General features: G+C 71.6%; 19 protein-coding genes. 13 read left to right on the top strand and 6 right to left on the bottom strand.

Annotated elements, in window-relative coordinates; translation table 11 throughout:
- Positions 1-90: 90 nt before the first annotated feature.
- From PSEJ35_RS0114945 to PSEJ35_RS0114920, 6 genes are all read left to right on the top strand, one after another.
- Positions 91-750, top strand: coding sequence for a GYF domain-containing protein (locus PSEJ35_RS0114945; protein ID WP_028918476.1), 660 nt, complete (start codon positions 91-93; stop codon positions 748-750).
- 39 nt (positions 751-789) lie between these two features.
- Positions 790-1,755 (top strand): RDD family protein, encoded by a 966-nt coding sequence (locus tag PSEJ35_RS0114940; RefSeq protein ID WP_028918475.1) that lies wholly within the window; start codon positions 790-792, stop codon positions 1,753-1,755.
- Between the two features lie 213 nt (positions 1,756-1,968).
- Entirely contained in the window at positions 1,969-4,473 is a 2,505-nt protein-coding gene (locus PSEJ35_RS0114935) for a DNA topoisomerase I (protein ID WP_028918474.1), read from the top strand.
- A 61-nt stretch (positions 4,474-4,534) separates the two neighbouring features.
- Positions 4,535-5,098 carry a Sua5/YciO/YrdC/YwlC family protein gene (locus PSEJ35_RS0114930; protein WP_028918473.1) on the top strand — a complete coding sequence of 188 codons (564 nt, stop codon included), beginning with the start codon at positions 4,535-4,537 and terminating at the stop codon, positions 5,096-5,098.
- 47 nt (positions 5,099-5,145) lie between these two features.
- Positions 5,146-5,949 carry a hypothetical protein gene (locus PSEJ35_RS0114925; protein ID WP_232207687.1) on the top strand — a complete coding sequence of 268 codons (804 nt, stop codon included), beginning with the start codon at positions 5,146-5,148 and terminating at the stop codon, positions 5,947-5,949.
- On the top strand, positions 5,949-6,716 hold the full coding sequence (locus PSEJ35_RS0114920; RefSeq protein ID WP_051412720.1) for a DUF4124 domain-containing protein: 768 nt from the start codon (positions 5,949-5,951) through the stop codon (positions 6,714-6,716). Before PSEJ35_RS0114925 ends, PSEJ35_RS0114920 begins: the two co-directional genes overlap by 1 nt.
- A gap of 78 nt (positions 6,717-6,794) precedes the next feature.
- Here the strand turns inward: PSEJ35_RS0114920 and PSEJ35_RS0114915 are convergent, their stop codons facing one another.
- Positions 6,795-7,601, bottom strand: a complete 807-nt coding sequence (locus tag PSEJ35_RS0114915) for a sulfite exporter TauE/SafE family protein (RefSeq protein ID WP_232207686.1) — start codon at positions 7,599-7,601, stop codon at positions 6,795-6,797.
- Positions 7,602-7,688: 87 nt separating this feature from the next.
- Between PSEJ35_RS0114915 and PSEJ35_RS0114910 the strand changes: the two genes are divergently transcribed.
- From PSEJ35_RS0114910 to PSEJ35_RS0114890, 5 genes are all read left to right on the top strand, one after another.
- A complete protein-coding gene (locus PSEJ35_RS0114910; protein WP_051412719.1) occupies positions 7,689-9,662 on the top strand; it encodes a transglycosylase SLT domain-containing protein in 1,974 nt (657 codons plus the stop codon).
- Between the two features lie 61 nt (positions 9,663-9,723).
- Positions 9,724-10,962: a multifunctional CCA addition/repair protein gene (locus PSEJ35_RS0114905; RefSeq protein WP_028918468.1), complete on the top strand. Its 1,239-nt coding sequence runs from the start codon at positions 9,724-9,726 to the stop codon at positions 10,960-10,962.
- 239 nt (positions 10,963-11,201) lie between these two features.
- Positions 11,202-12,287, top strand: coding sequence for a CoA transferase (locus PSEJ35_RS16480; protein WP_051412718.1), 1,086 nt, complete (start codon positions 11,202-11,204; stop codon positions 12,285-12,287).
- A gap of 1,235 nt (positions 12,288-13,522) precedes the next feature.
- Positions 13,523-13,948 carry a YciI family protein gene (locus PSEJ35_RS0114895; RefSeq protein WP_028918467.1) on the top strand — a complete coding sequence of 142 codons (426 nt, stop codon included), beginning with the start codon at positions 13,523-13,525 and terminating at the stop codon, positions 13,946-13,948.
- Between the two features lie 80 nt (positions 13,949-14,028).
- Positions 14,029-15,303: an RNA polymerase sigma factor gene (locus PSEJ35_RS0114890; protein WP_028918466.1), complete on the top strand. Its 1,275-nt coding sequence runs from the start codon at positions 14,029-14,031 to the stop codon at positions 15,301-15,303.
- Positions 15,304-15,613: 310 nt separating this feature from the next.
- Here PSEJ35_RS0114890 and PSEJ35_RS0114880 read toward each other — a convergent pair whose 3' ends face one another.
- The 5 genes from PSEJ35_RS0114880 to PSEJ35_RS0114860 are packed head-to-tail and all read right to left on the bottom strand — an operon-like array spanning position 15,614 to position 21,318.
- A complete protein-coding gene (locus PSEJ35_RS0114880; protein WP_037083501.1) occupies positions 15,614-16,696 on the bottom strand; it encodes a heparan-alpha-glucosaminide N-acetyltransferase domain-containing protein in 1,083 nt (360 codons plus the stop codon).
- A gap of 22 nt (positions 16,697-16,718) precedes the next feature.
- Positions 16,719-17,870 carry an N-acetylglucosamine-6-phosphate deacetylase gene (nagA, locus tag PSEJ35_RS0114875; RefSeq protein ID WP_028918464.1) on the bottom strand — a complete coding sequence of 384 codons (1,152 nt, stop codon included), beginning with the start codon at positions 17,868-17,870 and terminating at the stop codon, positions 16,719-16,721.
- A complete protein-coding gene (locus tag PSEJ35_RS0114870; protein WP_028918463.1) occupies positions 17,870-18,922 on the bottom strand; it encodes an SIS domain-containing protein in 1,053 nt (350 codons plus the stop codon). The genes nagA and PSEJ35_RS0114870 overlap by 1 nt, the downstream gene beginning before the upstream one ends.
- Positions 18,919-19,992, bottom strand: a complete 1,074-nt coding sequence (locus PSEJ35_RS0114865; RefSeq protein ID WP_028918462.1) for a LacI family DNA-binding transcriptional regulator — start codon at positions 19,990-19,992, stop codon at positions 18,919-18,921. Before PSEJ35_RS0114865 ends, PSEJ35_RS0114870 begins: the two co-directional genes overlap by 4 nt.
- Positions 19,993-20,034: 42 nt before the next feature.
- Positions 20,035-21,318, bottom strand: a complete 1,284-nt coding sequence (locus PSEJ35_RS0114860) for a sugar MFS transporter (RefSeq protein WP_028918461.1) — start codon at positions 21,316-21,318, stop codon at positions 20,035-20,037.
- Positions 21,319-21,694: 376 nt separating this feature from the next.
- Between PSEJ35_RS0114860 and PSEJ35_RS16475 the strand changes: the two genes are divergently transcribed.
- Together PSEJ35_RS16475 and PSEJ35_RS0114850 are read left to right on the top strand one after the other, a co-directional pair.
- On the top strand, positions 21,695-22,741 hold the full coding sequence (locus tag PSEJ35_RS16475) for a glucokinase family protein (RefSeq protein ID WP_051412717.1): 1,047 nt from the start codon (positions 21,695-21,697) through the stop codon (positions 22,739-22,741).
- A 120-nt stretch (positions 22,742-22,861) separates the two neighbouring features.
- Positions 22,862-25,660: a TonB-dependent receptor gene (locus tag PSEJ35_RS0114850; protein ID WP_028918460.1), complete on the top strand. Its 2,799-nt coding sequence runs from the start codon at positions 22,862-22,864 to the stop codon at positions 25,658-25,660.
- The last annotated feature ends 89 nt before the right edge of the window (positions 25,661-25,749 follow it).

Raw genomic sequence — 25,749 nt, 5'->3', positions numbered from 1 at the left:
GCGAACAGCCCGCAACGACGGAAGCCGGCGCAAGCCGGCTTCCTTGCGTCAGGGGCTTCGGTTAAGTTTCACACCTGCTTGGGGGATCGAATGAATCACTGGTATTACGCCGACGCCGGCGGGCACCGCCATGGCCCGGTGACGGCGGACGGGCTGCGCGCGCTGGCCATGCGCGGGACGGTCGGGCCGCAGACGCTGGTATGGCGCGAGGGCGAGGCGCAGTGGCGCCCGCTGCACGACTTCGCCACGACGCTTGGACTGCCGCCGCCGATGCCGGCGACGCCGGCCGCGCCGCAGCCGGCGCCGCGCGGGCTGTCCGGTTGCGCCATCGCCGCCCTGGTCGGCGTCGCCGGCGTGGTCCTGCTGGGGGTGCTGGGCATCCTCGCGGCGATCGCGCTGCCGGCCTACAACGATTACGTCCTGCGCTCGCAGGCCACCCAGGCGATCCTCGAAGCCGGCATGCACAAGGGCGCGGTGGTCGCCTTCATGGAGGCCAACGGGCGCTGCCCGGGCAACGACGACGAAGGCTTCGAAAGCGCCGGAAGCTACGCCGGCGCGCACCTGGCCTCGATCCGCTTCGGCCAGTTCGAGGAAAGCACCCTGTGCGGCCTGTCCGCCGAGATTTCCGCACCGGGCAAGGACCAGCTCGACGGCCAGCCGGTCTGGCTGGAATACAACCCGGCGGTGGATACCTGGATGTGCTCTTCCGCCGTCGAGGACCGCTACCTGCCCCACGACTGCCGCGGCTGACACCGGGGCCCTGGCCGCCACACGACGAGGAATGGACGCATGACCCAGTGGTATTACGCCGATCGCCAGCGCCGCCAGCTCGGCCCGCTGCCCGCCACCGAGATCGCCCGCCTGTTCCGCGGCGGCGAGGTCGACGCGGCCACCCTGGTCTGGCGCGACGGCATGGCCGCCTGGCAGCCGCTGGGCACGATGCGCGCCGAGCTGGGCCTGGACGAGGCGCCCCCGCCCACCCTGGACTTCCGCGCCGCTCCGGAGCCGGTGCCGGCGGCCGCCGCCGGGTCACCGGCGGGGGTCGAGGCCATCCCGCCCGTACCGCAGGTCCCCGCCCACGCGGCCAGCGGCGGCCATGCCGGCTACACCTACGCGGCGGCCGCGGCGACCGTGGATGCCGACGACGTGGTCCATGCCGGCCTCTGGCGCCGCTTCGCCGCCAGCGTCCTGGACGGCTTCATCACCGGCATCATCAGCTACGCCCTGCTGATCCCGCTGATGCTGGTGTTCGGCCTGAGCATGTCCAACCTGGCCAGTGGCGGTTTCGCCGAAACCGGCATGAGCGTCGGCTTCCTGACCCTGAACTACGCGATCAGCTTCGGCGTGCCCGCGCTGTACTTCGCCTGGATGCACTCCTCCAGCAGCCAGGCCAGCCTGGGCAAGATGGCGGTCGGAGTGAAGGTCGTGCGCGGCAACGGCGATCCGGTCGGCTTCGGCCGCGCGCTGCTGCGCTACGTCGCCTACCTGGTGTTCGCGATCTTCACCTGCGGCGTGGGCGTGCTGGTATCGGGCCTGATGGTCGCCTTCACCCAGCGCAAGCAGGCCCTGCACGACATGCTCTGCGACACCCTGGTGGTCGACCGCTACGCCTTCACCGCCCAGCCGCAGATGCAGAAACGCGGGCTGGACACGGTGACCGTGGTGGTCCTGGTCATCTTCGGCCTGCTGATGGTGCTGGGCATCATCGCCATGGTCGCCTTCATCGGCATGCTGTCCTCGATGCGCTGGCACTGAGCCACGCGCCGGGGGGGCCGTCCTGGCGGCCCCCGCCCGGCCGGCCGGCTTGACACGGCCGGCCGCGGCGTGATTCACCTATAAAAAGGACAGTGACCGCGCCCGGGGGCCCCCTCCCGGGCGTCGGCATCTCTGGCGGGCGCGTTCTTCACGCCGCCCTCACCGCCCGCACGCGTCCCGGAAGGACGCCGCAGCAGCACAGAAACGGACCCCATGCCCAAGCACCTGCTCATCGTCGAATCGCCCGCCAAGGCCAAGACGATCAACAAATACCTCGGCAAGGACTTCACCGTCCTGGCCTCCTACGGGCACGTGCGCGACCTGGTGCCCAAGGAGGGCGCGGTCGACCCCGAGCGCGGCTTCGCCATGCGCTACGACCTGATCGAGAAGAACGAGAAGCACGTCGAGGCGATCGCCAGGGCGGCCAAGGCCGCCGACGACATCTACCTGGCGACCGACCCGGACCGCGAGGGCGAGGCGATCAGCTGGCACATCGCCGAGATCCTCAAGGAGCGCGGCCTGCTCGACGGCAAGCCGCTGCACCGCGTCGTGTTCACCGAGATCACTCCGCGCGCGATCCGCGAGGCGATGACCCAGCCGCGGCAGATCGCCGGCGAGCTGGTCGACGCGCAGCAGGCGCGCCGCGCGCTCGACTACCTGGTCGGCTTCAACCTTTCGCCGGTGCTGTGGCGCAAGGTGCAGCCGGGCCTGTCCGCCGGCCGCGTGCAGTCGCCGGCGCTGCGCATGATCGTCGAGCGCGAGGAGGAGATCGAGGCGTTCAAGGCGCGCGAGTACTGGACCATCGGCGCAGAGCTGGCGCACGCCTCGCAGCCGTTCACCGCCAAGCTGGTGAAGCTGGACGGGCAGAAGTTCGAACAGTTCACCATCACCGACGGCGAGACCGCCGAAGCGGCGCGGCTGCGCCTGCAGCAGGCCGCGGCCGGCGCCCTGCACGTCACCGACGTGGCCAGCAAGGAACGCAAGCGCCGCCCGGCGCCGCCGTTCACCACCTCGACCCTGCAGCAGGAAGCCTCGCGCAAGCTCGGCTTCACCACCCGCAAGACCATGCAGGTGGCGCAGAAGCTGTACGAAGGCGTGAGCCTGGGCGACGAAGGCACGGTCGGCCTGATCACCTACATGCGTACCGACTCGGTGAACCTGTCGCAGGAGGCGGTGGCCGAAATCCGCGACGTGATCGCCCGCGACTTCGGCACCGCCTCGGTGCCGGACAAGCCCAACGCCTACCAGACCAAGTCGAAGAACGCCCAGGAAGCGCACGAGGCGATCCGCCCGACCTCGGCGCTGCGCACCCCGGCCTCGGTCGCCCGCTACCTCACCGACGACGAGCGCAAGCTCTACGAGCTGGTGTGGAAGCGCGCGGTGGCCAGCCAGATGGTGCCGGCCACGCTGAACACCGTCTCGGTCGACCTTGCGGCCGGCAGCGAGCATTCGTTCCGCGCCAACGGCACCACCGTGGTGTTCCCGGGCTTCCTCGCCGTGTACGAGGAGGGCAAGGACACCCGGACCGCCGAGGACGAGGACGAGGGCCGCAAGCTGCCGCCACTCAAGCCCGGCGAGCGCGTGCCGCTGGACCGCATCCACGCCGACCAGCACTTCACCCAGCCGCCGCCGCGCTACACCGAAGCGGCGCTGGTCAAGGCGCTGGAGGAATACGGCATCGGCCGTCCGTCGACCTACGCCTCGATCATCCAGACCCTGCTGTTCCGCAAGTACGCGGAGATGGAAGGCCGCGCGTTCAAGCCCACCGACGTGGGCCGCGCGGTCAGCAAGTTCCTGGCCGGCCACTTCACCCGCTACGTCGACTACGACTTCACCGCGCGCATGGAGGACGAGCTGGACGCCGTCTCCCGCGGCGAGGAGGAGTGGGTCCCGCTGATGGAGAAGTTCTGGGGCCCGTTCAAGGAACTGGTCGAGGACAAGAAGGAATCCCTGGACCGTACCGATGCCGGCAGCTCGCGCTCGCTGGGCGTCGACCCGAAGACCGGCAAGGAAGTCAGCGCGCGCATCGGCCGCTTCGGCCCGATGGTGCAGATCGGCACCGTCGAGGACGAGGAGAAGCCGAAGTTCGCCTCGCTGCAGCCGGGCCAGAGCATCTACTCCATCACCCTGGAGGAGGCGCTGAAGCTGTTCGACATGCCGCGCATCCTCGGCGAGAGCGACGGCCAGCAGGTCAGCGTCGGGATCGGCCGCTTCGGCCCGTTCGCCAAGCGCGGCAGCACCTACGCCTCGCTGAAGAAGGAGGACGATCCGTACAAGATCGACCTGGCGCGCGCGGTGTTCCTGATCGAGGAGAAGGAGGAGATCGCGCGCAACCGCGTGATCAAGGAATTCCCCGGCAGCGACATCCAGGTGCTCAACGGCCGCTTCGGCCCGTACATCAGCGACGGCAAGCTCAACGGCAAGATCCCCAAGGACCGCGAGCCGTCCTCGCTGACCCTGGAGGAAGTGCAGCAGCTGCTGGCCGAGACCGGCAAGCCGGCGCGCCGCGGCTTCGGCGCCAAGGCGGCGAAGAAGACCACCACGAAGAAGACGGTGCAGAAGGAATCGAGCGAGAAACCGGCGAAGAAGGCGGTGGCGAAGAAGCCCGGCAAGAAGGCGACGAAGAAGAGCGCGGCGAAGAAGGCGACCAAGGCCGCCGGCAAGGGCGCGGCGAAGAAGACCGCCCGCTCCGCCGCCGACGACGCGCCGCCGTTCTGAGACCGGCGTCACCCCGGCCCTTCATCCGCCGGCCGGATCGCTGTGGCTAACATCGCCACCCATGGCCCGTACCCTCGACATCGATGACGCCGCCGCGCTGCTCCAGCGCGGCGGCCTGGTCGCCTACCCCACCGAAGCCGTGTGGGGCCTCGGCTGCGATCCGGACAACGAGGCGGCGGTGCTGCGCCTGCTGCGGCTCAAGCAGCGCCCGCTGGAGAAGGGCCTGATCCTGGTCGCCGCGCACATCGACCCGCTGCGCCGCTGGCTGGACCTGGCGGCGCTGCCCGCCGAACGCCTGGCCGCGGTGCTGGCCACCTGGCCGGGCCCGCACACCTGGGTGATGCCCGCCGCCGAAGGCGCGCCGCGCTGGGTCACCGGCGGCCGCGACAGCATCGCCGTGCGGATCAGCGCGCATCCGACCGTGGTCGCGCTGAGCGAGGCCTTCGGCGGCCCGCTGGTATCGACCAGCGCCAACCTCGCCGGCAAGCCGCCGGCGCGTTCGCGCGCCCAGCTCGATCCGGCCCTGCACGACACCCTCGACGGCATCGTCGCCGGCGAGACCGGCGGCCTGGACCGGCCCACCCAGATCCGCGTGGCGCTGGACGGCAGCGTGTTGCGGGACTGAGCGCAACCGGCGATCTTCCGCACCGGCTGCCCTGCGAGGAGATGGCGATGTCGAAGTCCCCGGCGCCCGAACCGCCCGCAATCCCCGCTACCGGCAGCGAGCGCGCGATGACGCGCCGGCGCGTGGCGTCGACCGGCGCCTCCGTCGCCCTCGCATTCCTCTGCGCCTGCCTGCCCGCGTCGGCGGCCGGCGCAGCCGGACCGGCCGCCGGCAAGGTCACCGTCTACCGCTGCCTGGACGGCAACGGCCGCCTGGTCGCGCTGCGCGATTCGCCGTGCCTGGCCGGCGAGAAGTCCGAGGTGGTGCAGATGCAGCGGCCGCAGGATCCGCCGCCGCGTCCTGCCGCGCCCGCGCCCGCGCCGCCTTCCGGAGCGGAGCCGCCGCTGCGCGAAGTCCATGCCGTGCAGCTGCAGCCGCCGCAGCCCATGTACGAATGCACCGCGCCGGACGGCACGACCTATACCAGCGACAGCGACGACGGGAACCCGCGCTGGGTGCCGCTGTGGACCTTGGGTTTTTCCGTGGCGTCGCGACCACCGCTGCGTCCACCCGTCGCCCCGCCGGGCAGCGGGCCCGCGCCACGCCCGCCGCATCCGCCCGGCAATCCGCCGCGCCCGCCGCATCCACCCGGCCGCCCGCCGCAGCCGGGACCGGTGCCGGTGATGGCCGGCGGCAGCTGGGTCCGCGACACCTGCGCGCGCCTGCCGCAGGAGGACGTGTGCCGCCGCCTCTCGGACCGCCGCTACGAGATACTGCGCGTCTACCACGCCGCCACGCCCAGCGGCCGCGCCGAGCTCGACCGCGAGCAGGCGCTGATCGACGAGCGCATGGCCAACGACTGCCGATCCTGATGGCCCTGCCGATCCGCGCCACGCTCCTGTCCTGCTGCTGGCTGTTCGTCCTGGCCGGCGCCGCGGCCGGCGACGCGCGCGCCCAGGCGGTGACGCTGTACCGCTGCACCGACACCGCCGGCAACCTCACCATCCAGAGCCGGCCCTGCCCGCCGGGCACGACCCAGCGCGAGCAACCGGTGGCGGAGGTCCCGACCAGCCCGGAAGCCGCGGCGAGGGTGGCGGGAACGACGACGCCACCACCGCCGCAAGGCCTGGGACCGGCAACCGGTCCCGGGGCGCCCATGCCCGGCGCCCCGCACCCGTCCGTGGACGCGGGTACCGCGGGTTCCGCGCAAGGCTCCCGCGCTGGCGGGTTCGTCACCACCCATGTCGGGCCGGAGCCGCGCATCCTCGACAGCGCCGACCTGGTGCGCGAGGCACCCGCCGCCGATGCGCCGGCACTGCCGCCACCTCCACCGCTGTTCCAGTGCGTCCGCCGCGAGGGCGACCGCTACCTGTCCGAACAGGCCGAACCGGAACCGCGCTGCGTGCCGCTGCGCACCGTCGGCCTGGACGGCAATCCCGCCACCGGCGCCGGCAGCGCCTGCGAAGTGATCCGCGACCAGTGCGCGCCGGTGCCGGCCGAGGGCGCCTGCGAAGCCTGGCGCCGGCACGCGCGCGAGGCCGAAGCGCGCTGGCGCTTCGCCCATCCCGACAACGTCGAATGGCGCCGCGCCGAATACGAGCGGCGCCGCGCGATCGTGGTGCAGGGCTGCGGCGACTGAACCCCCGGGCGGGCACCACGCGGCGACGCCTGCAGGCCAACCCTAGAGCGGGGCTTGCCCCGCGGCTCCCGCCAGACCTCACCCCGACCAGGGCACGCTCAGTCCCACCAGCAGCAGGAACAGCGCGAACACCTTGCGCAGCGCGTTGCCGCTGAGCCGGTGCGCCAGCCGCGTGCCCCACGGCGCGGCCACGACCGAGGCCAGCGCCACGCCGATTGCCGCCGGCAGGTACACATAGCCGACCGCGTATTCCGGCAGCGCCCCCACCGGCGCGTGCAGCGCATACCCCAGCGCGCTGGCCAGCCCGATCGCCACGCCGCAGGCGCTGGAAGTGCCCACCGCACGCACCGGCACCACGCCCCGCCAGACCAGCACCGGCACGGTCATGCTGCCGCCACCGATGCCGACCACCGCCGACAACGCACCGATGCCGCCGCCGGCGACGGTCATCGGCCAGCCGCGCGGCGGCGCCACCTCGCTGCCATCGGCGGGCGTGCGGGTGCGGCCGAAGCCGATCTGCCACGCCGCCAGCAGGCAGTAGCCGGAGACGATCCAGCGCAGCACGTTGTCGTCCAGCGCCACCGCCAGGCCGCTGCCCAGCCAGCCGCCGAGCAGCAGGCCCGGCACCATCCACGCCACCGTGGGCCACAGCACGCTGCCGCGCCGCGCATGCGCGCGCGCCGACGAGGCACCGGTAAGCACGATGCTCGCCAGCGAACTGGCCAGCGCCGCATGCATCGCCGACTCCTGCGGCACGCCGGCCAGCGGCAGCAGCCACGCCAGTGCGGCGACCAGGACCAGGCCACCGCCGATCCCGAGCAGGCCGGCGAGGATGCCGGCAACCACGCCGAGCACGGGGAACAGCAGCAGGATCAGCAGCGACACGGAATGCTCCAGCGGTGGGCAGCAACCGCGACACGCCATGCCGGCCGTCGTCACGGCCGTTCAGGCCCGTTGGGTATATTCGACCGCATGTCGCGTCCGGCCACCATCCTTTCCTCGCGAAGCCTGCGCCAGCCCTGGCTGGCCCTGCTGCTCGCGCTGTTTCCACTGCTTGCGCACGCGCAGGCTCCCGCCACCGCCGCCAGCGACGCGGCGATCCGCTCCGCCATCGCCGCCGCCCAGCGCGGTGAGCCGGCCAGCGTTTCCGATGCGGCGCTGCGCGCGGATCCACGCTGGCCGTGGGTGGAGTTCGCGCGCCTGTCGCGCGACCTCGACCGCGCCGATGCGGCGCAGGTCCGCGCCTTCCTGCAGCGCTACGACGGCCAGGCCGTCGCCAGTGCCCTGCGCCCGCTGTGGCTGGCCTCGCTGGCGCGGCGCGAACTGTGGAGCGACTTCCTTGCCGACTGGCGCCCGCTCGAGGATCCGGCGCTGCGCTGCTCCCGGCTCAACGCGCAGGCCGCGCTGGGCCGCACCGATCCGGACTGGAACGCCCAGGCGCAGGCGCTGTGGCGCACCGGCAAGTCGCTGCCCGACGCCTGCGACCGCACCTTCGCCAGCCTGGCCGCGCGCGGCGGGCTGGACGACGCCCTGCGCTGGGAACGCTTCGACCTGGCCGTCGCCGAGGGTGAGCCGGGCGTGATGCGCGCCGCCGCCCGTGGGCTGCCGGCCAGTGCGCTCGCCCTGGCCCAGGACTACGCCGCCTTCGTGCAGGCGCCGCACGCGCGCACCTCGCAGTGGCCTCGCGACGCGCGCAGCCGCCAGGTCGCCGCCGCCGGGCTCGCCCGGCTGGCCAAGAACAATCCTGATGCCGCCGAACGGCACCTGGCGCAACTGGTGCCGCAGCTGGGCATGACCGAAGCCGATCGCGGCAAGGTGCTGTACCAGGTCGCGTTGTGGACGGTGGCCTCGTACCTGCCGGATTCGGCGCGGCGCCTGGCCGCGGTGCCGGCCGCGGCCTACGACGAACGCCTGCACGAATGGCGCGCGCGCGAGGCGATGGCGCGCGGCGACTGGGCCGCGGCGCTGGAGGCCATCCGCCTGATGCCTGCAAAGCAGCGCGAGGACGCGCGCTGGCGCTGGTTCGAAGGCCGCATGCTGGAGAAGACCGGACGCGCCGCCGAGGCGCAGCCGCTGTTCCGCGCCGCCGCCACCTCGTCCAACTTCCACGGCTTCCTCGCCGCCGACCGCCTTGGCCTGCCCTATGCGCTGTGCCCCTGGCAGCCGGGCGACCCGCCGTCGCTGCGCACCGAGGTCGCGCGCGACCCGGCCCTGCAGCGCGCCCTGGCCCTGTACCGCATCGACCAGGCCGGCTGGGCGACGCGCGAGTGGAACGACGCCCTGTCCCGCTTCGACGATCCGAGGCGCCGCGCCGCGGTGGCGCTGGCGCAGGAAAACGGCTGGTTCGACCGTGCCGTGTTCGCGCTGGGCAAGGTGCCCGAGGAACAGCGCCTGTACGAACTGCGCTTCCCCCTGCACCACGATGCCGACATCCGCGCCGCGGCCAGGCGCAACGGCCTGGATCCGGCGTGGATCGCCGCGGAGATCCGCGCCGAGAGCATCTTCACCCCGACCGCGCGCTCCTCCGCGAATGCACGCGGCCTGATGCAGCTGCTGCCATCCACCGCCGCCGCCGTGGCGCGCCGTACCGGCCTGCCCTACTCCGGCGCCGACAGCCTGTACGACTCGTCCATCAACATCGCCCTGGGCAGCGCCTACCTGCGCGAGATGGAAGACAAGTACGGCGCCACCTACCAGGCCATCGCCGCCTACAACGCCGGCCCCACGCCCACCGCGCGCTGGCTGTCGCAGCGTCCCACGCACGATCCGGACCTGTGGATCGAGACGATCAGCTACAAGGAAACCCGCGATTACGTCGCCCGCGTGCTGGCCTTCAGCGCCATCTACGACTGGCGCCTCAACGGCGACGCCCTGCCGGTGAGCGAACGCATGCTCGGCCGTACCGAAGGCAAGCGCAAGGCGTTCGCCTGCCCGGCCACTCTCTGACGTCGGGGCCTATCCCGCAACGACCCCATGCGCACCCTCCCGCCGCGATACGATGCGCGCCATGGAAACCTACCTGGTCGGCGGCGCGGTCCGCGATGAGCTGCTGGGGCTGCCGCCCGGGGACCGCGACTGGGTCGTCGTCGGCGCCACCCCGCAACAGATGCTCGACGCCGGCTTCCGCCCCGTCGGCCGCGACTTTCCCGTGTTCCTGCATCCGGACACCGGCGAGGAACACGCCCTCGCCCGCACCGAACGCAAGAGCGGGCGCGGCCACCGCGGCTTCGTCGTCGACGCCGATCCCTCGGTGACCCTGGAAGAAGACCTCCAGCGCCGCGACTTCACCATCAACGCCATCGCCCGCGACGCCCACGGCAACCTCATCGATCCGTACGGCGGCACCGACGACATCGAACGGCGCGTGCTGCGCCACATCGGCCCTGCGTTCGCCGAGGATCCCCTGCGCGTGCTGCGCGCCGCCCGCTTCATGGCCCGCTTCGCGCCGCTCGGATTCACCGTCGCCCCGGAAACGATCGGGCTGATGCGACGCATGGTCGCAGGCGGCGAACTGGAGACCCTGGTGGCCGAACGCGTCTGGCAGGAACTGCGCAAGGCGCTGGCCGCGCCGCGGCCCTCCGCCTTCCTCGCCACCCTGCGCGCCTGCGGTGCCCTGGCCGTGGTGCTGCCGGAAGTCGACGCCCTGTACGGCGTGCCACAGCGCGCCGAGTTCCATCCCGAAGTGGATACCGGCAGGCACCAGGAACTGGTCAGCGACATGGCCGCCCGCCTCGCCCCCGGCGACGACCTGGTCGGCTTCGCCGCGCTCACCCACGACCTCGGCAAGGCGCTCACCCCGGCGCACGTGCTGCCGAAGCACATCGGCCACGAAAGCGCGGGGCTGAAGCCGCTGGCGAAGCTGTGCGAGCGCCTGCGCATCCCCACCGCGCATCGCCGCCTGGCCGAGGTCGTGTGCCGCGAACACCTCAACGTGCATCGCCTGGCCGAACTGCGCGACGACACCGTGCTGCAGCTGCTGGAACGCTGTGACGCGTTCCGCCAACCGGGCCAGGTGGCGCGTGTCGCCCTGTGCTGCGAGGCCGACAAGCGCGGCCGCCTCGGCAGCGAAGACGCCGGGTATCCGCAGGGACCGGAACTGTGCCGCCTGCATGCCGCCGCCGCGGCGGTGAACGCGCGCGACCTGGCCCTGGCAGAAGGCCTCAGCGGCCCGGAAGTCGGTCGTGCCGTGCAGCGCGCGCGGGTAGCGGCGATCGCCGCCGCCCGCACGCTGCGCCGTCCCGGCTAGGGCGCCCCGCCCGGGACGAATTCCCGTCGACCAAGACCCGCGCCTTCGCCTGCAGCAGCGCGGCGATCTCCTCCTCGACCGCGGCGGATCGGAACCAGCGCCAGGGCGTTCCCCGTGCCCGGGGCACCTGTCGACTTCCGCTTCCGGCGCCCGTCGTCGTTGCAACAGGGCATGCACCTGGCAGCGAGGAGAACGGCGATGGCCGCTTCATCAACCTCACCGGCATCTACCCGCACCTGATGGACCGCGTACTCGAGGTGCTCGCGGTGCCGCCCGACGCGGCCGCGATCCGCTCGGCGGTGAAGAAGCGCGACGGGCAGGAACTGGAGGACGCGCTCGCGGCGCGCAACGGCGTGGGCGTGCTGCATCGCACCCGCGAGGAATGGCTGGCGCATCCGCAGGGCCGCTACCTTGCCGGAACGCCGCTGATCGAGCTGGTGAAGATCGGCGACGCGCCAACGCGCGAGTTCGCCGCCCGGCCGTCGCGGCCGTTGTCCGGGCTGAAGGTGGTCTCCTGCACGCACGTGATCGCCGGTACCACCGCGGCGCGGACCCTGGCCGAGTACGGCGCGGACGTGCTGCATATCGCCCGCGACCAGAGCTTCGAGCACGAGGCGCTGGTGGTCGACGTCAACGTCGGCATGCGCTCGGCCTGGGTGGACCTGCGCGACCAGGCGCATAACCAGCGCTTCGCCGGCCTGCTTCGGCAGGCGGACGTGTTCATCGAGGGCTTCCGCGGCCGCTCGATGGAACGCCTGGGCTTCGGCGTGGAGGAGGTCGCATCGTGCCGTCCCGGCATCGTCTACCTGTCGGTGCGCGGCTATGGCTGGGAAGGCCCGTGGGGCGATCGCGCCGCGTTCGACATGGAAGGCGTGTCCACCACCGGCTTCACCCTCGTCGAGGGCCGCGGCACCGGCGTGCCGCGGTTCCCGCCGACGCTGGTGATGAACGACTACATCACCGGCTACATCGGTGCGGCCGGCATCCTGGCCGCGCTGCGGCGCAGGAATGTCCGCGCCCCTCCGCATCGGGGCGCGCTGCGGCGGCGCTGTGCCTGCTGCTGGCCGGCGGGAACGCGTTCGCGCAGCAGGAAACCCCGACGGCCGCGGGCGAGCCGGAACCACTCGACCTCACCCTCGCCGACATCGCCGACCGCGAACCCTATCCGGACCTGCTCGACACCACGATGTCGGTGCAGGGCGACCTGGCGGAAGACACCGCCCGTCCCGCCGGCTGGATGCGGCGGCCGACCTCGATGGGCTCCTGGTTCGCCTGGAAGAACCGGGTACGTGAAGACACCGGGCGCACCTTCGGCGGATCGCTGATGGTGTTGTGGCAGAACTATTCCAGCAGCCTCATCGACCAGCACGACGCGGTGGGCAGCAAGCTGACCCTGAACTTCTCCTACGACCTGTTCAACCGCGGCCAGGCCAATGCACTGTCGCTGGACGTGGCGGTCGAGGACCGCCGCCCGCTCGGCACGGACCTGGCGCCGCTGCAGGCGGGCATGGCCACCGGTTCGATGATCCCCACCGCCGCCACCTATGGCGACTTCAGCCTGGGCGTCACCCAGGCCTATATCCGGCAGAACCTGGCCGGCAACCGCTTCCACTACACGATCGGCAAGATCTTCGCGCCGAACTTCCTCAACGCCTATCCGTTCTTCGACGACAACCGCCAGTTCCTGACCCAGGCGTTCTCCACCAGCCCGAGCATCGCTTCGCCGCTGCGCGGCTTCGGCGCGGTGGCGGCCTGGTATCCGACCAGCGGCGGCCTGTACGTCAAGCCGGGTGTGTTCACCGTGCACAGCAGCGACACCGGCAGCACCATCGACGACTTCTTCAGCAAGGACGAACACTTCTACATGCTCGAAGTCGGCTTCACCTCGCTGGCGCGGACGCGCACGCCGATCCACGCGCGCGCGGCGATGGACGCCAACAACATCCACCTCACCGCCTGGTACAAGGACCCGGAACAGGGCGGCCTGCCGCGGGCGCGCGGCCTCGCCTTCAACGCCAACTACATGGCCGGCGAGCAGCTGATGTGGTTCGTGCGCGCCGGCTGGTCGTGCCGCTGGCCCTCTACCTCGCGGTCGTGTTCGGGTTCGCCCCGCAGCTGGTGGGGCTGTTCCACCCGGCCTTCGTGGCCGAAGGGGCCAACGCCCTGCGCATCCTCGCCGTCGGTACCGCGATCGGCACCGTGTTCGCGATGGCCCCGACCTGGCTCAAGCACCAGGGCGAGAACCGCGCCCTGCTCCGCACGGTGGCCGCCGCCGCGGCGCTGCAGGTCCTGCTGCTGGCGGTACTGGTCCCGCGGCTGGGCACCACCGGCGCGGCCCTCGCCCACGTGGCCGCGGGCGGCTTCATGTACCTCGCCCTTGCGCATCGGGCCCATCGGGGCCTGCGCCAGATGCGCGGGCGCCGCAGCGGGTAGGCAGCCCACCACGGCACGCCGCCGGTGCCGGCCGCCCGCTGCCGGCCCCTGCGGATGTCGATTCCCGGCCGCATCGGACGTCGAGGTGCCAGAGGGGCGCATCGGGCGCCCGCCATGGAGAGCCCGCATGCGCGTGATGGTGATGGTCAAGGCGACTCCCAGCTCGGAAGCGGGCGAGCTGCCCAGCGGGCAACTGCTCGCCGACATGGGCCGCTACAACGAGGAACTGGTCAGGGCCGGGGTAATGCTGGCGGGCGAGGGACTCCATCCAAGTTCGAAGGGGGTGCGGGTACGCTTCTCCGGCAGGCAGCGCAGCGTGGTCGACGGCCCCTTCACCGAGACCAAGGAGCTGGTCGCCGGGTTCTGGCTGTGGCAGGTGCGTTCGATGGAAGAAGCCATCGAATGGGTCCGGCGTTGCCCCAACCCGATGCCCGAGGACAGCGAGATCGAGATCCGCCCGGTGTTCGAGGAAGAGGACTTCGGCGCGGAATTCACTCCGGAACTGCACGAACAGGAACGACGCCTGCGCGAGCAGATCGGGAGCCGCGGCTGAGCCGCCCGCGCCCTGCCCTGGCTGGCGACGCACGGGGCGGGGCTTGCCCGCGCCGCGCCCCGGTGTTGTGATCGCATCGCATGAGCCCCGCAGCCCCCCACGCGGAGATCCATCGCACCATCGACGCGGTCTGGCGGATGGAGTCGGCGCGCGTCATCGCCGGCCTCACCCGGATGGTACGCGACGTCGGCCTGGCCGAGGAGCTGGCGCAGGACGCGCTGGTCGCCGCGCTGGAGAAATGGCCGGAAACCGGCGTGCCCGACAACCCGGGCGCGTGGCTGACGACCACCGCGCGCAACCGCGCGATCGACCGCCTGCGCCACCTCAAGCTGCGCGAGCAGAAGCACGTCGAGGTCGCCTACGAGCTGGAGCAGTGGCAGGAGGAGGCCGGCGAGCGCGACGAGTCGCTGCTCGACGATCCGGTCGGCGACGACGTGCTGCGGCTGATGTTCATCGCCTGCCACCCGGTGCTGCCGCCGGAATCGCGGGTAGCCCTGACCCTGCGACTGCTCGGTGGCCTGGAGACCGGCGAGATCGCCCGCGCCTTCCTCGCCAGCGAGCCGGCCATCGCCCAGCGCATCGTCCGCGCCAAGCGCACCCTGGCCGAGGCCAACGTGCCGTTCGAGATCCCGCGGCGCGAGGAACTTCCCGAGCGCCTGTCGGCGGTGCTCGGCGTGATCTACCTGGTGTTCAACGAAGGCTACGCGGCGACCAGCGGCGACGACTGGGTGCGCCCGGCGCTGTGCGATGAAGCGCTGCGCCTGGGCCGGGTGCTGGCCGGACTGATGCCGCGGGAGCCGGAGGTCCACGGCCTGGTCGCGCTGATGGAGATCCAGGCCTCGCGCCTGCACGCGCGCACCGGCCCGGACGGCGAGCCGGTGCTGCTGCTCGACCAGGACCGTTCGCGCTGGGACCGCCTGCTGATCGGACGCGGTCTGGAGGCGCTGGAGCGTGCGCGCCAGCTTGGCGGCACCCTCGGCCCCTACGCGCTGCAGGCCGCGCTCGCCGCCTGCCACGCCCGCGCGCCCACCGCCGCGGACACCGACTGGGCGCGGATCGTCGCGTTGTACGACGCACTGGTGCAGCTGGCGCCATCGCCGGTGGTCGAGCTCAACCGCGCGGTGGCGGTGTCGATGGCATCGGGCCCGGCGGTGGCGCTGGAAAGCGTGGACGCGTTGCGCGACGGACCGAAGCTGGCCAACTACCACCTGCTGCCCAGCGTGCGCGGCGACCTCCTGTTCCGGCTGGGACGGCTGGACGAAGCACGCGCGGAGTTCGAACGCGCCGCGGAGCTGGCCGGCAACGCCCGCGAGCGCAAGCTGCTGCTGGAACGGGCCGCGCGCTGCGATACCTGAGCCGGCGCCACCGCGCAGCCTTCGCGGCACCACCGGTGCGCCCCCTTCGCGTGCGCCCGGCCGGCGCTACAGCCCGTCGGCGCCGCTGGCCGCCAGGGCCACACCCAGGATGATGAACACGACCGCCATCAGCGCGGCTGCATGGGCCTCCAGCCACGTGCACCTCCTGCCGGTGTGTGGCCGCGGGAGTCCACGCCCGCCAGCCGTCCGCCGCATTCTGCACCGCGAACGGGGGCCGGCCATCGGCAGCCCGATCGCAGCAGCGCCGGCACCCTCGCCGGCACCGCCGCGCCGCGGGCACGGGGCGGGGTCAGATCCTGATGTACAGGCGACGCCGGTCCATCCAGCGCACCACCCGCCACCACAGCGCGACGAACGCCAGCGCGAACGCCAGCGACGGCAGGTACGGACCGAAGCGCGGCGTCATCCAGCCGGCGAACGCGACCTCGTAGAGCGGCCCCCACCAGCCCAGCGCGGCGAGCGCATAGACCATCACCGCCGAACCCGCGTACGCGGCGATCGCATTGACGCCGAGACTGCGCCCCAGCGCCGGCCAGCCGCGCCGGTCCACCAGCGCATGCGCGATGGCCAGCGCCAGCATCGCCCAGCCGCCGGTCCAGGCCACGCAGGAGGACGTCCACAGGTTCTTGTTCCAGGGCAGCAGCAGCGACCAGGCCAGGCCGACCAGCAACAGAGCAAAGCCCGACCACCACAGCCGCGGCGTGGCGCCTCGGCGCAACCAGTCGCCGGCACGCAGCCCCAGCAGCGTGGTCGCCAGCGCACCCAGGGTGCTCGGCAGCCCTTCGGGATCGTGGCCGCGTCCGCTTGCCGGGTCATGCTGGTACAGCCATGGGCCGGCGAGCGCATCGTCGATGCGGCTGGCGAGGTTGTCCCAGGGGTCGAGGCTGCCGCCGAGCGCCAGCAATGCCCACCAGCCCAGCAGCAGCACGGTGAGCAGGAGCCACTGCGCGCGCGGCTTCAGCCACAGCGCGACCGTGCCGGCGCCGAGGAAGCACAGGCCGATCCGCTGCAGCACGCCCCATGGACGGAAGTACGCCTGGTCCAGCCACCACCACGCCAGCAGGTGCAGCAGCAGGCCGAGACCGACGATCCGCAGCGAGCGCACCAGCACCGCGCGCCCGAGCACGCCGCGGTCGACCCCGGCCTCGGCGCGCGGCACCACGCCCAGCGCGATCGACACGCCGACGATGAAGAGGAAGAACGGGAACACCAGGTCGGCCGGCGTGCAGCCATGCCAGGACGCATGCAGCAGCGGCGCGTAGACGTGGCCCCAGTCGCCAGGCGTGTTGACCAGCAGCATCGCCGCCACGGTCGACCCACGCAGGGCGTCGACCGAGGCGAAGCGCGGCGGAGTGGCCGGGCCGCCACCCATCAGGCCGCGGCCGGTACCGGGTTCATGCCACGTCCTCGCGCGCGCCGCCGATCCAGGTCGCGCGCACCTGCAACGCCTCGTCCAGCAGCACCAGGTCGGCGCGGTAGCCGGCCGCGATGCGGCCCAGGCGGTCGTCGAGCCGGAGGAACCGTGCCGGATAGGTCGAGGCCATGCGCGCGGCCTCCTCCAGCGGCAGGCCCAGCAGACGCACGCTGTTGCGCACCGCCGTGGCCATGTCCAGCGCCGAACCGGCCAGCGCACCGGCGGCATTGCGCACCACGCCGTCGACCGCGGTGATCACCTCGCCGTACAGCGCGAACGAGGGATCGTCGGCGCCGACCATCGGCATCGCGTCGGTGACCAGGTAGACCTTGCCGCGCGGCTTGGCCGCCAGCGCCACGCGCAGGCTGGCCGGATGCACGTGCACGCCGTCGACGATGACCCCGCACCAGGCCTCGCGGTCCTCCAGCGCGGCGCCCACTGCGCCCGGCTCGCGCCCTTGCAGCGGCGACATCGCGTTGTACAGGTGGGTGAAGCCGCGCAGGCCCGCCTCCAGGCCGGCGCGCGCCTGTTCGTAGGTCGCGGCGGTGTGGCCGGCGGCGACGATCGCGCCGCGCGCGACCATGGCGCGGATGGTCTCCAGCGGCACCTGCTCCGGCGCCAGGGTGACCAGGGTGACGCCGTTGTCCAGCGAGGTGGCCATCGCCACTTCCGCGGCATCGGGCACGCGGAACTTGCTGGCGTCGTGCGTGCCCTTGCGCGCCGGCGCGATGTACGGCCCCTCCAGGTGCACACCCAGCACGCCGGGTACGCCGGCGGCGATCGCCTCGCGCGTGGCCGCCACCGCGCGTGCCATCACCGGCGCGTCGTCGCTGATCAGCGTCGGCAGGAAGCCGGTGGTGCCGAAGCGCCGGTGCGCGCGGCCGATCGCGGCGATCGCCTCGGCCGTGGTGTCGTTGTTGAACAGCACCCCGCCGCCGCCGTTGACCTGGGCATCGATGAAGCCAGGCAACAGGATGCCGCCACCGAGGTCGTGCACCGCGCTGGCCTGCGCACGTGCCTGTTCCGCCGGCAGCACCGAGGCGATGCTGCCGTCGCGGACGAGGACGGCCAGGCCGTCCTGCAGGTTTTCGCCGGCCAGCACGCGTGCGTTGAGCAGGGCGGTCGTGGCCATCACACCGTCTCCGTGACCTTGTTGAGGTGCGGCGGCAGGTCCGGGTCGTGGCCGCGGCGCAGCGCCAGCGCGTTGATCGCGCGGTAGAAGGCCTGCACGGTGAGCAGTGGCGCCAGCGCCGGATGCGGCGCCTCAGGCAGCGGCAGGCGCCCTTCCGGCGCGCCGCCCTGCCCGGCCAGCCACACCTGCGCGCCGCGCGCGCGGAACTCGTCGGCGACCGCGACCGCGCCGGCACCGGTTTCGTCCGGCTGGGCGAACACCAGCACCGGGAAGCCGGCGCCGACCAGGGCCATCGGCCCGTGCTTCACCTCGGCCGAACTGTACGCCTCGGCGTGCAGGCCGCAGGTTTCCTTGAACTTCAGCGCCGCCTCCTGCGCCGCGCCCAGGCCCAGGCCGCGGCCGAGCACGAACAGGTTGCAAGCATCCACCAGCCCGTCGGCCAGCGGCGACCAGTCCTGCTGCCACGCCCCGCGCAGCGCATCGGGCAATGCATCCAGCGCCGACAGCAGCGCCGCGTCGCCGGACCAGTACGCGCCCAGCTGCGCGATCGCCGCCAGCGAGGCCAGGTAGCTCTTGGTCGCCGCCACGCTGCGCTCCGGGCCGGCGCACAGCGGCAGCACCGTATCGGCCAGCGCCGCCAGCGGCGAATCCTCGACGTTGACCAGCGCCAGCACGTGCGCGCCCGCCACCTTCGCCGCCTCGGCATTGCGCAGCAGGTCCGGGCTCCTGCCGGACTGCGACACGGCGATGAACAGTGCGCCGCGCAGGCGCAACGGCGCCTCGTAGACCGATCCGACCGAGGGCGACAGCGAGGCCGTCACCACGCCCAGCCGCGTCTCGAACAGGTACTTGGCGTAGGTGGCGGCGTGGTCGGAGCTGCCGCGCGCGCAGGTGGCCACGAACGGCGGCGGCGCATCGCGCAGGCGCGCGGCCAGCGCGGCGACGGTGTCGCGGTTGCGCGCGAACTGCGTGGCGACGACATCGGCCGCCTCGGCGGCCTCGCGGTGCATCAGCGTTGCGGTTTCGGCAGGCAGCTGCGGCGGCATGGTCATGCTTCGGAGGAGGGCGTGGCGGGTCGCGGCCGCGCCTGCAGCGGCGCCGGCGCGGTGGAGCCGCGCACCACCAGCTGCGGCACGAAGCCCTGGTTGGTCACGGCCAGAGGGTGTTCGGCGTAGGCATCCTGGCGCAGGCTGCCGATCAGCAGGCGCGCGGCGTGGCGGGCGATGTCCTCGGTGGCCTGCTTGGCGGTGGTCAGCGGCGGCCATGACTGCCGCGAGAACGGGCTGTCCTCGAAGCCGGCGATCGACAGGTCGTAGGGCACGTTGAGCCCCACCGACTTGGCCGCCGCCAGCACGCCGGCGGCGATCTCGTCGTTGCTGCCGAAGATCGCGGTCGGCGGCTCGCGCAGCGCCAGCAGGCGGCGCGCGCCGCGGAAACCGTCGTCGAAGGTGTAGTCGCCCGGCACCACCAGGTGCTTGTCCAGCGGGATGCCGTAGTCCTTCAGCGCCGCCTCGTAGCCGGCATAGCGCTCGCCGGAGGAGCGGTGCTGCGCCCCGCCCCAGAGGAAGCCGATGCGCTGGTGGCCGAGCTGGATCAGGTGCTCGGTGACCTCGTAGGCCGCGTCGCGGTCGTCGATGTAGACGCAGGGGCCGTCGCCGGGATCCTCGGTGGCGGCGATGATCCGCACCACGCGGATGCCGCGCGCCACCAGCGCCGCGACCAGGTCGGCGCGCTCGGACATCGGCGCGGTCAGCACCAGCCCGGCCAGGCGCGAACGCTGCACGAACTCGGCCAGTTCCTCGGCCAGCAGCGGCGAGGTCGAGTCGCAGGGCTGGATCTGCAGGCCGAAACCGGTCTCGCGGCAGGCCGCCAGCACGCCGTTCTGCACGCCGATGATGTGGTACGGGTTGGGGTTGTCGTAGACCAGGCCGATCACGAACGGAGTGCCGCTGCGCAGGTTGCGTGCGGTCGCGTCCGGTTCGTAGTCCAGCTCGGCGATGGCGGCCAGCACCCGCGAGCGCGTCGCCTGCATCACCGAAGGCTCGTTGTTGATCACCCGCGACACGGTCTTCAGCGAGACCTTGGCCCGCTCGGCGACGTCCTTGATGGTGGGCCTGCGCATCGCTTCTTCGTCCGGTTCCCGACTGCCTTCAATGATGCGCGATCAGCGCGCCCCGGTCAGCCCGGCGCGATGACCGCGCAGCGCGTAGAACAGGATGTACAGGTAACAGGGCACGGCAAGGCCGGCGAACACCCACTGGAAGTCGTAGTGCTGCTTCAGCACGGCGAAGGCCTGCGGGATGATCGCGCCACCGGCGATTCCCATGATCAGCAGCGCCGAACCGGTCTCGGTGAAGCGGCCCAGGCCGCGGATCGCCAGCGGGAAGATCGCCGGCCACATCATCGCGTTGGCGAAGCCCAGCGCGGCGACGAAGCCCACCGAGACGTAGCCGCGGGTCAGCAGCGCGCCGACCGCGAACAGCACGCCCAGCAGCGCCGACACGCTCAGCCACCGCTCCTGCGAGACGAAGCGCGGGATCAGCGCCAGCCCGGTGAGGTAGCCCAGCAGCATCGCGCCGAGGGTGAAGGAGGTGAAGAACTTGGTCTGGTCCAGCGGCAGGTGGAAGCCGCGGCCGTAGGTGCCGATCGCGTCGCCGGCCAGCACCTCCACGCCCACGTACACGAACAGGCACAGCACGCCCAGCCACAGGTGCGGGAACTGGAACACGCTGCGGCGCTGGGTCGCCGCGCCGGCCGGCACCGCGTTGGCTTCCTCGCTGCGCAGGTCCGGCAGCGGCGAGAACAGCACCGCCACCGCCACCGCCAGCAGCAGCCCGGCCATCACCAGGTAGGGCGCGTGGATCTTGGCGGCGAAACCGTCGAGCAGCTGCGCGCGCGCGGCGGCATCGGCCGCCTGCACCTGCGCCTCCAGGTCGCCGATGCCATGCAGCACCAGCGAGCCGAGCAGCACCGGCGCGAGCATGCCGGCGACCTTGTTGCAGATGCCCATCAGCGCGATGCGCCGGGCCGCGCTCTCGATCGGGCCGAGGATGGAGATGTACGGGTTCACCGCGGTCTGCAGCAGCGCCAGGCCGCCACCGATCACGAACAGCCCGCCCAGCGCGCCGCCGAACCAGCGCTGCGTGGCGAACTGGCCGAACATCGCCGCACCGCCGGCCATCACCGCCAGGCTCAGCGCCAGGCCCTTCTTCATGCCGGTGCGGCGCAGGATCCACGACGCCGGCAGGGCGAGGAAGAAGTACGACAGGTAGAACACCATCAACACCAGGAACGCCGAGATCTCGCTGACGTCGAAGGCGAGCTGGACGAAGCTGATCAGCGGCCCGTTGATCCAGGTGAAGAAGCCGATGATGAAGAACAGGCCGCCGACGACCGCGATCGACGTGGCCAGTCCGCTGCGCGCCTGCGCGGTGGTGGTCGCTGACATTCCGTGCACTGCCTCCCCGGGTTGGGCGTGGCCCGTTGCGGGCCGATGCTGGGAACAACGTTGTCACATTTATTCGTTCGCGACGGCCCGCTTGTCAACCTGGCGGGGGTGCGACAAGCGCATATTCCGCTGCAATGCAGCAGCCATCACTCGCCAACCGGCGAATATGAATACGTCTATGCGTCTGTTTTGACGCCTTTTTTGCTGGCAATACCGCACCGACTCCACCACCGTTCCAGTTTTCGCCCGGATCGGCCGGGTGGATCCCCGTGCGTGTCCGGAAAGTCTTGACATCGTTGTCAAGGCAATCCCAGACTCGGCCCCGTTCCGTGCCCAGGGCAGGACGTCCGGGCACACAAGCGACGGGGAAAGACGCGTGCCAGCAGCCGCTACCGCAACACCTACGCCAGTCCAACCGCCCCGGCCGTTCATCGCGGCCGACGTCGGCGGCACCCACGTGCGCATCGGCCTGGTCGAGGCCGCCGGTACCGGCGCGCCGCTGCAGGTCATCGCCTACAGCAAGTTCCGCTGCGCCGACTACGCCGGCCTGGATGCGATCCTGCGCGAGTTCATCGAAGGCATCGTCCAGGCCCGCGGCGAAGCCGCCGCGCCGCGCGTGGCGGTGATCGCCAGCGCCGGCTATCCGCTGGACGACGGCACGGTGATCGCCGCCAACCTGCCCTGGACGCTGTCGCCCTCGGCGATCCGCGATGCGCTGGGCCTCGACGCGGTGCACCTGGTCAACGATTTCGAAGCGGTCGCGCACGCCGTCGCCCACCTCGACGAGAGCGAGGTGCTGCAGCTGGCCGGCCCCGCCGAAACCGCGCGCGGACCGGTGCTGGTGCTGGGCCCGGGCACCGGGCTGGGCGCGGCGGTGTGGATCCCCACGGCGACGCGGCCGGTGGTGCTGGCCACCGAGGCCGGCCAGTCCGCGCTGGCGGTCGGCACCGAAGTGGAGATGGCGCTGCTGCGGCAGATGCTGGCCCAGCGCAGCCACGTGCCGGTCGAGCACGCGCTGTCCGGCCCAGGCCTGATGAACCTCTACACCGTGCTGTGCGCGCTGCGTGGCAGCGATCCGGTACATGGGCGCCCCGGCGACGTCACCGCGGCGGCGCTGGCCGGCACCGACCCGCTGGCGCGCGAAAGCCTGGAAGTGTTCTGCGGACTGCTCGGCAGCACGGTCGGCGACATGGCCCTGCTGTACGGCGTGCAGGGCGTCTACCTCGCCGGCGGGATCCTGCCGCAGATCCGCGAATTCCTGGTCCGCAGCGATTTCGTCGCGCGCTTCCTCAACAAGGGCCCGATGCGCGAGGCGCTCGAGCGCGTGTCGGTGCGGCTGGTCGAACACGGGCAGCTGGGCGTCGTCGGCGCCGCCAGCTGGTACCTCGGCTCGGGTCCCGTGGAGAACGAACAACACGGCTGAACAACGCCGGGAGCAGTGCGTCGTTGGGTTGTCCCGGTGTTTCCGGGTCGTGTCACAGCAGGCAGTCGTCGCCGGAGGCGGGGTCTCCGGTGCAATCCAGACAATGATGGGAGAGACATCATGAAGCACCGCAAGTCCATTCTTTCCGTCGCCATCGCCACCTGTATGGGCTTCGCCGTGCAGGCCAGCGCGCAGGAAGCCACTGCGCCGGCGAACGACAGCGCCACCGAGCTCGATACCGTCACCGTGGTCGGCATCCGCGGCAGCCTCAAGCAGGCGCTGGACGCCAAGCGCGACGCGGACGCCATCATCGACGTGGTCACCGCCGAGGACGTGGGCAAGTTCCCGGCGACCAACGTCGCCGAGGCGATCACCATCATCCCGGGCGTGACCATCGACAAGGCCTTCGGCCAGGGCGAGAAGGTCTCGATCCTCGGCACCGACCCGGCGCTCAACCGCACCCTGCTCAACGGCCAGACCATGGCGTCGGCCGACTGGTTCATCACCGACCAGCCCGGCCGCACCTTCAACTACTCGCTGCTGGCGCCGCAGATCGTCGGCCGCGTCGAGGTGTTCAAGTCGCCCGAGGCGCACATCGACGAAGGCTCCATCGGCGGCACCGTCAACATCGTCACCCGCAAGCCGCTGGACCTGGAGAAGACCACCATCTCCGGGCAGATCGGCTACCTGTACAACGACCGCATCGGCAGCGGCGACCCGCAGGCCTCCCTGCTGCTGGGCTGGAAGAACGACGCCGGCAACTTCGGCGTGATCGTCGCCGCGCAGCGCGCGCAGGAAAGCATCCGCCGCGACGGCATCGAGTCCTACGGCACCGTCACCGGCCGCGACTACGCCTATGGCCAGGGTGGCGGCGGTTCGATCTACAACCTGCCGGCCGACTGGTCGCAGGCGCCCAACCCGGACGGCAGCCAGCCCACCCTGCCGGCGTCCTGCACCGGCGCCTGCGCCACCACGCTGATGGCCAACCTCGACGCGGTCGGCCCGAACTCGGTCAGCGCCCACTACTTCGAGCAGCAGCGCAACCGCGACACGGCCTCCGTCGCGCTGCAGTTCAAGCCGGTCGAGCAGCTGGACATCGAGTTCAACGCGCTCGACGTCAAGGCCGAGTTCGACAACATGAGCCACTCCATGTTCGCCTTCAACGGCAACGCCTGGAACGGGCTGATGAAGATGACCGACCTCACCGTGGACGGCGGCGTCATCACCAAGGCCACCTTCGACAACGCGCTGGTGGTCTACGACCTGATCAACCGCCAGTCGACCATCGACACCGATTCATACGACCTGAAGGCCACCTGGAACGAGGACCGCTGGTTCGCCTCGACCCACTTCGGCCGCTCCAAGGCCACCGGCGGCACCGGCCGCCAGGTCTACGGCGAGTTCCTCAACTGGTCCGACTACAGCTACGACATCAGCGGCGATCGCAGCCTGACCTTCCACGGCGCCAACCCGTTCCTGGATCCGTCCGCGTTCCAGATCGACGGCGGCTGGGGCGCCGACCCGTCCAGCGCGGCCACCTGGAACCCGGGCTGGGGCGGCAACATCGTGTTCAAGCCGACCTGGGACGAGGAGAAGTACGGCCAGGTCGACTTCGGCATCCGCCTCGACTCGCCGGTCTACCAGCTGCGCTTCGGCGCCAAGCGCCGCGAGCACGAGACCGGCCAGCGCATGGGTGGCGTCTCGCTGGCCACCGTCGCCGGCTACGGCAACGCCACCGCCGACCAGTTCAGCCCGCGCCCGCTGCCGGGCAACTACCTCAGCGGCTTCCCCAACACCGGCGACCTGTCCGAGCGCTTCACCATCGACGGCTGGGCGCTGGCCGACTGGATCCTCAGCGGCGACTGGCTGGCGCCGTGGCAGACCATGCCCGAGCCGAACACCTTCAACGACCCGTCCTTCGCCGCCAACACCTGGACGGTCACCGAGGACATCGACGCGTTCTACGTGCAGGCCGACTACAGCTGGAACCGCGTGCGCGGCAACTTCGGCGTGCGTTACGTGCGCACCGAGTCCGACAGCATGGGCTGGGCCTGCACCATCAACGTCAGCCCCTGCCCGGCCAACGCCTACGCGCCGACCAGCGTGCGCAAGAAGTACGACAACCTGCTGCCCAACCTGAACCTCGCCTTCGAGGCGCGCGACGACCTGATGCTGCGCTTCTCGGCGGCCAAGGTGATGGCGCGCCCGAACTACGGCGACATGTCCAGCTACCTGTGGCTGGGCGACCAGACCCTCACCGGCGGCGGCGGCAACCCGGAGCTGGATCCGTACCAGTCCACCAACCTCGACTTCTCGGCCGAGTGGTACTTCAGCGAGAACTCCATCCTGGCCGGCACGCTGTTCCGCAAGGACGTCTCCGACTACATCCTGGTGACCACCCGCGAGGAGACCCACTTCAACCAGAACCAGGGCCGCGACACGGTCTACAACGTCTCCCGACCGAACAACGCCGGCGACGCCACCGTGCAGGGCTTCTCGGCCGCGTTCCAGCACACCCTGCCGATCGGCTTCGGCCTGCTCGCCAACTACACCTGGGCCGATGCCGAGGCGGACAACGGCGACCCGCTGCCTTACAACTCCGAACACCAGGTCAACGTCAGCCCGTTCTTCGAGAACGACCGCTGGAGCGCGCGCCTGACCTACTCGTGGCGTTCGAAGTACTACACCCAGGTCGACCGCGGCAACTACCTGGTCACCGACGACTACGACTCGCTCGACGGCAGCGTCTCGTTCCGGATCAACGAGTTCCTCAGCGTGAGCCTGGACGGCATGAACCTGCTGGATTCCAACTACTACACCTACGCGGAAGTCGACGGCATCCCCAACACCGACAAGCTGGTGCGCGGCGACTACCGCACCGGCCGCCGCTACCAGGCGACCCTGCGCGTGCAGTTCTGATGCCGGCGCCATGACGGCAGCATGCGCTGTCCGTCCGTGGACGGGCCCGGGGATCCCGGGCCCGTTCCATGTCCGGCGCCGCATCCGTA

Origin of the sequence: Pseudoxanthomonas sp. J35 (assembly GCF_000513995.1) — a bacterium.
GTDB lineage: Bacteria > Pseudomonadota > Gammaproteobacteria > Xanthomonadales > Xanthomonadaceae > Pseudoxanthomonas.
This window is presented reverse-complemented; position numbering and strand designations above follow the sequence as displayed.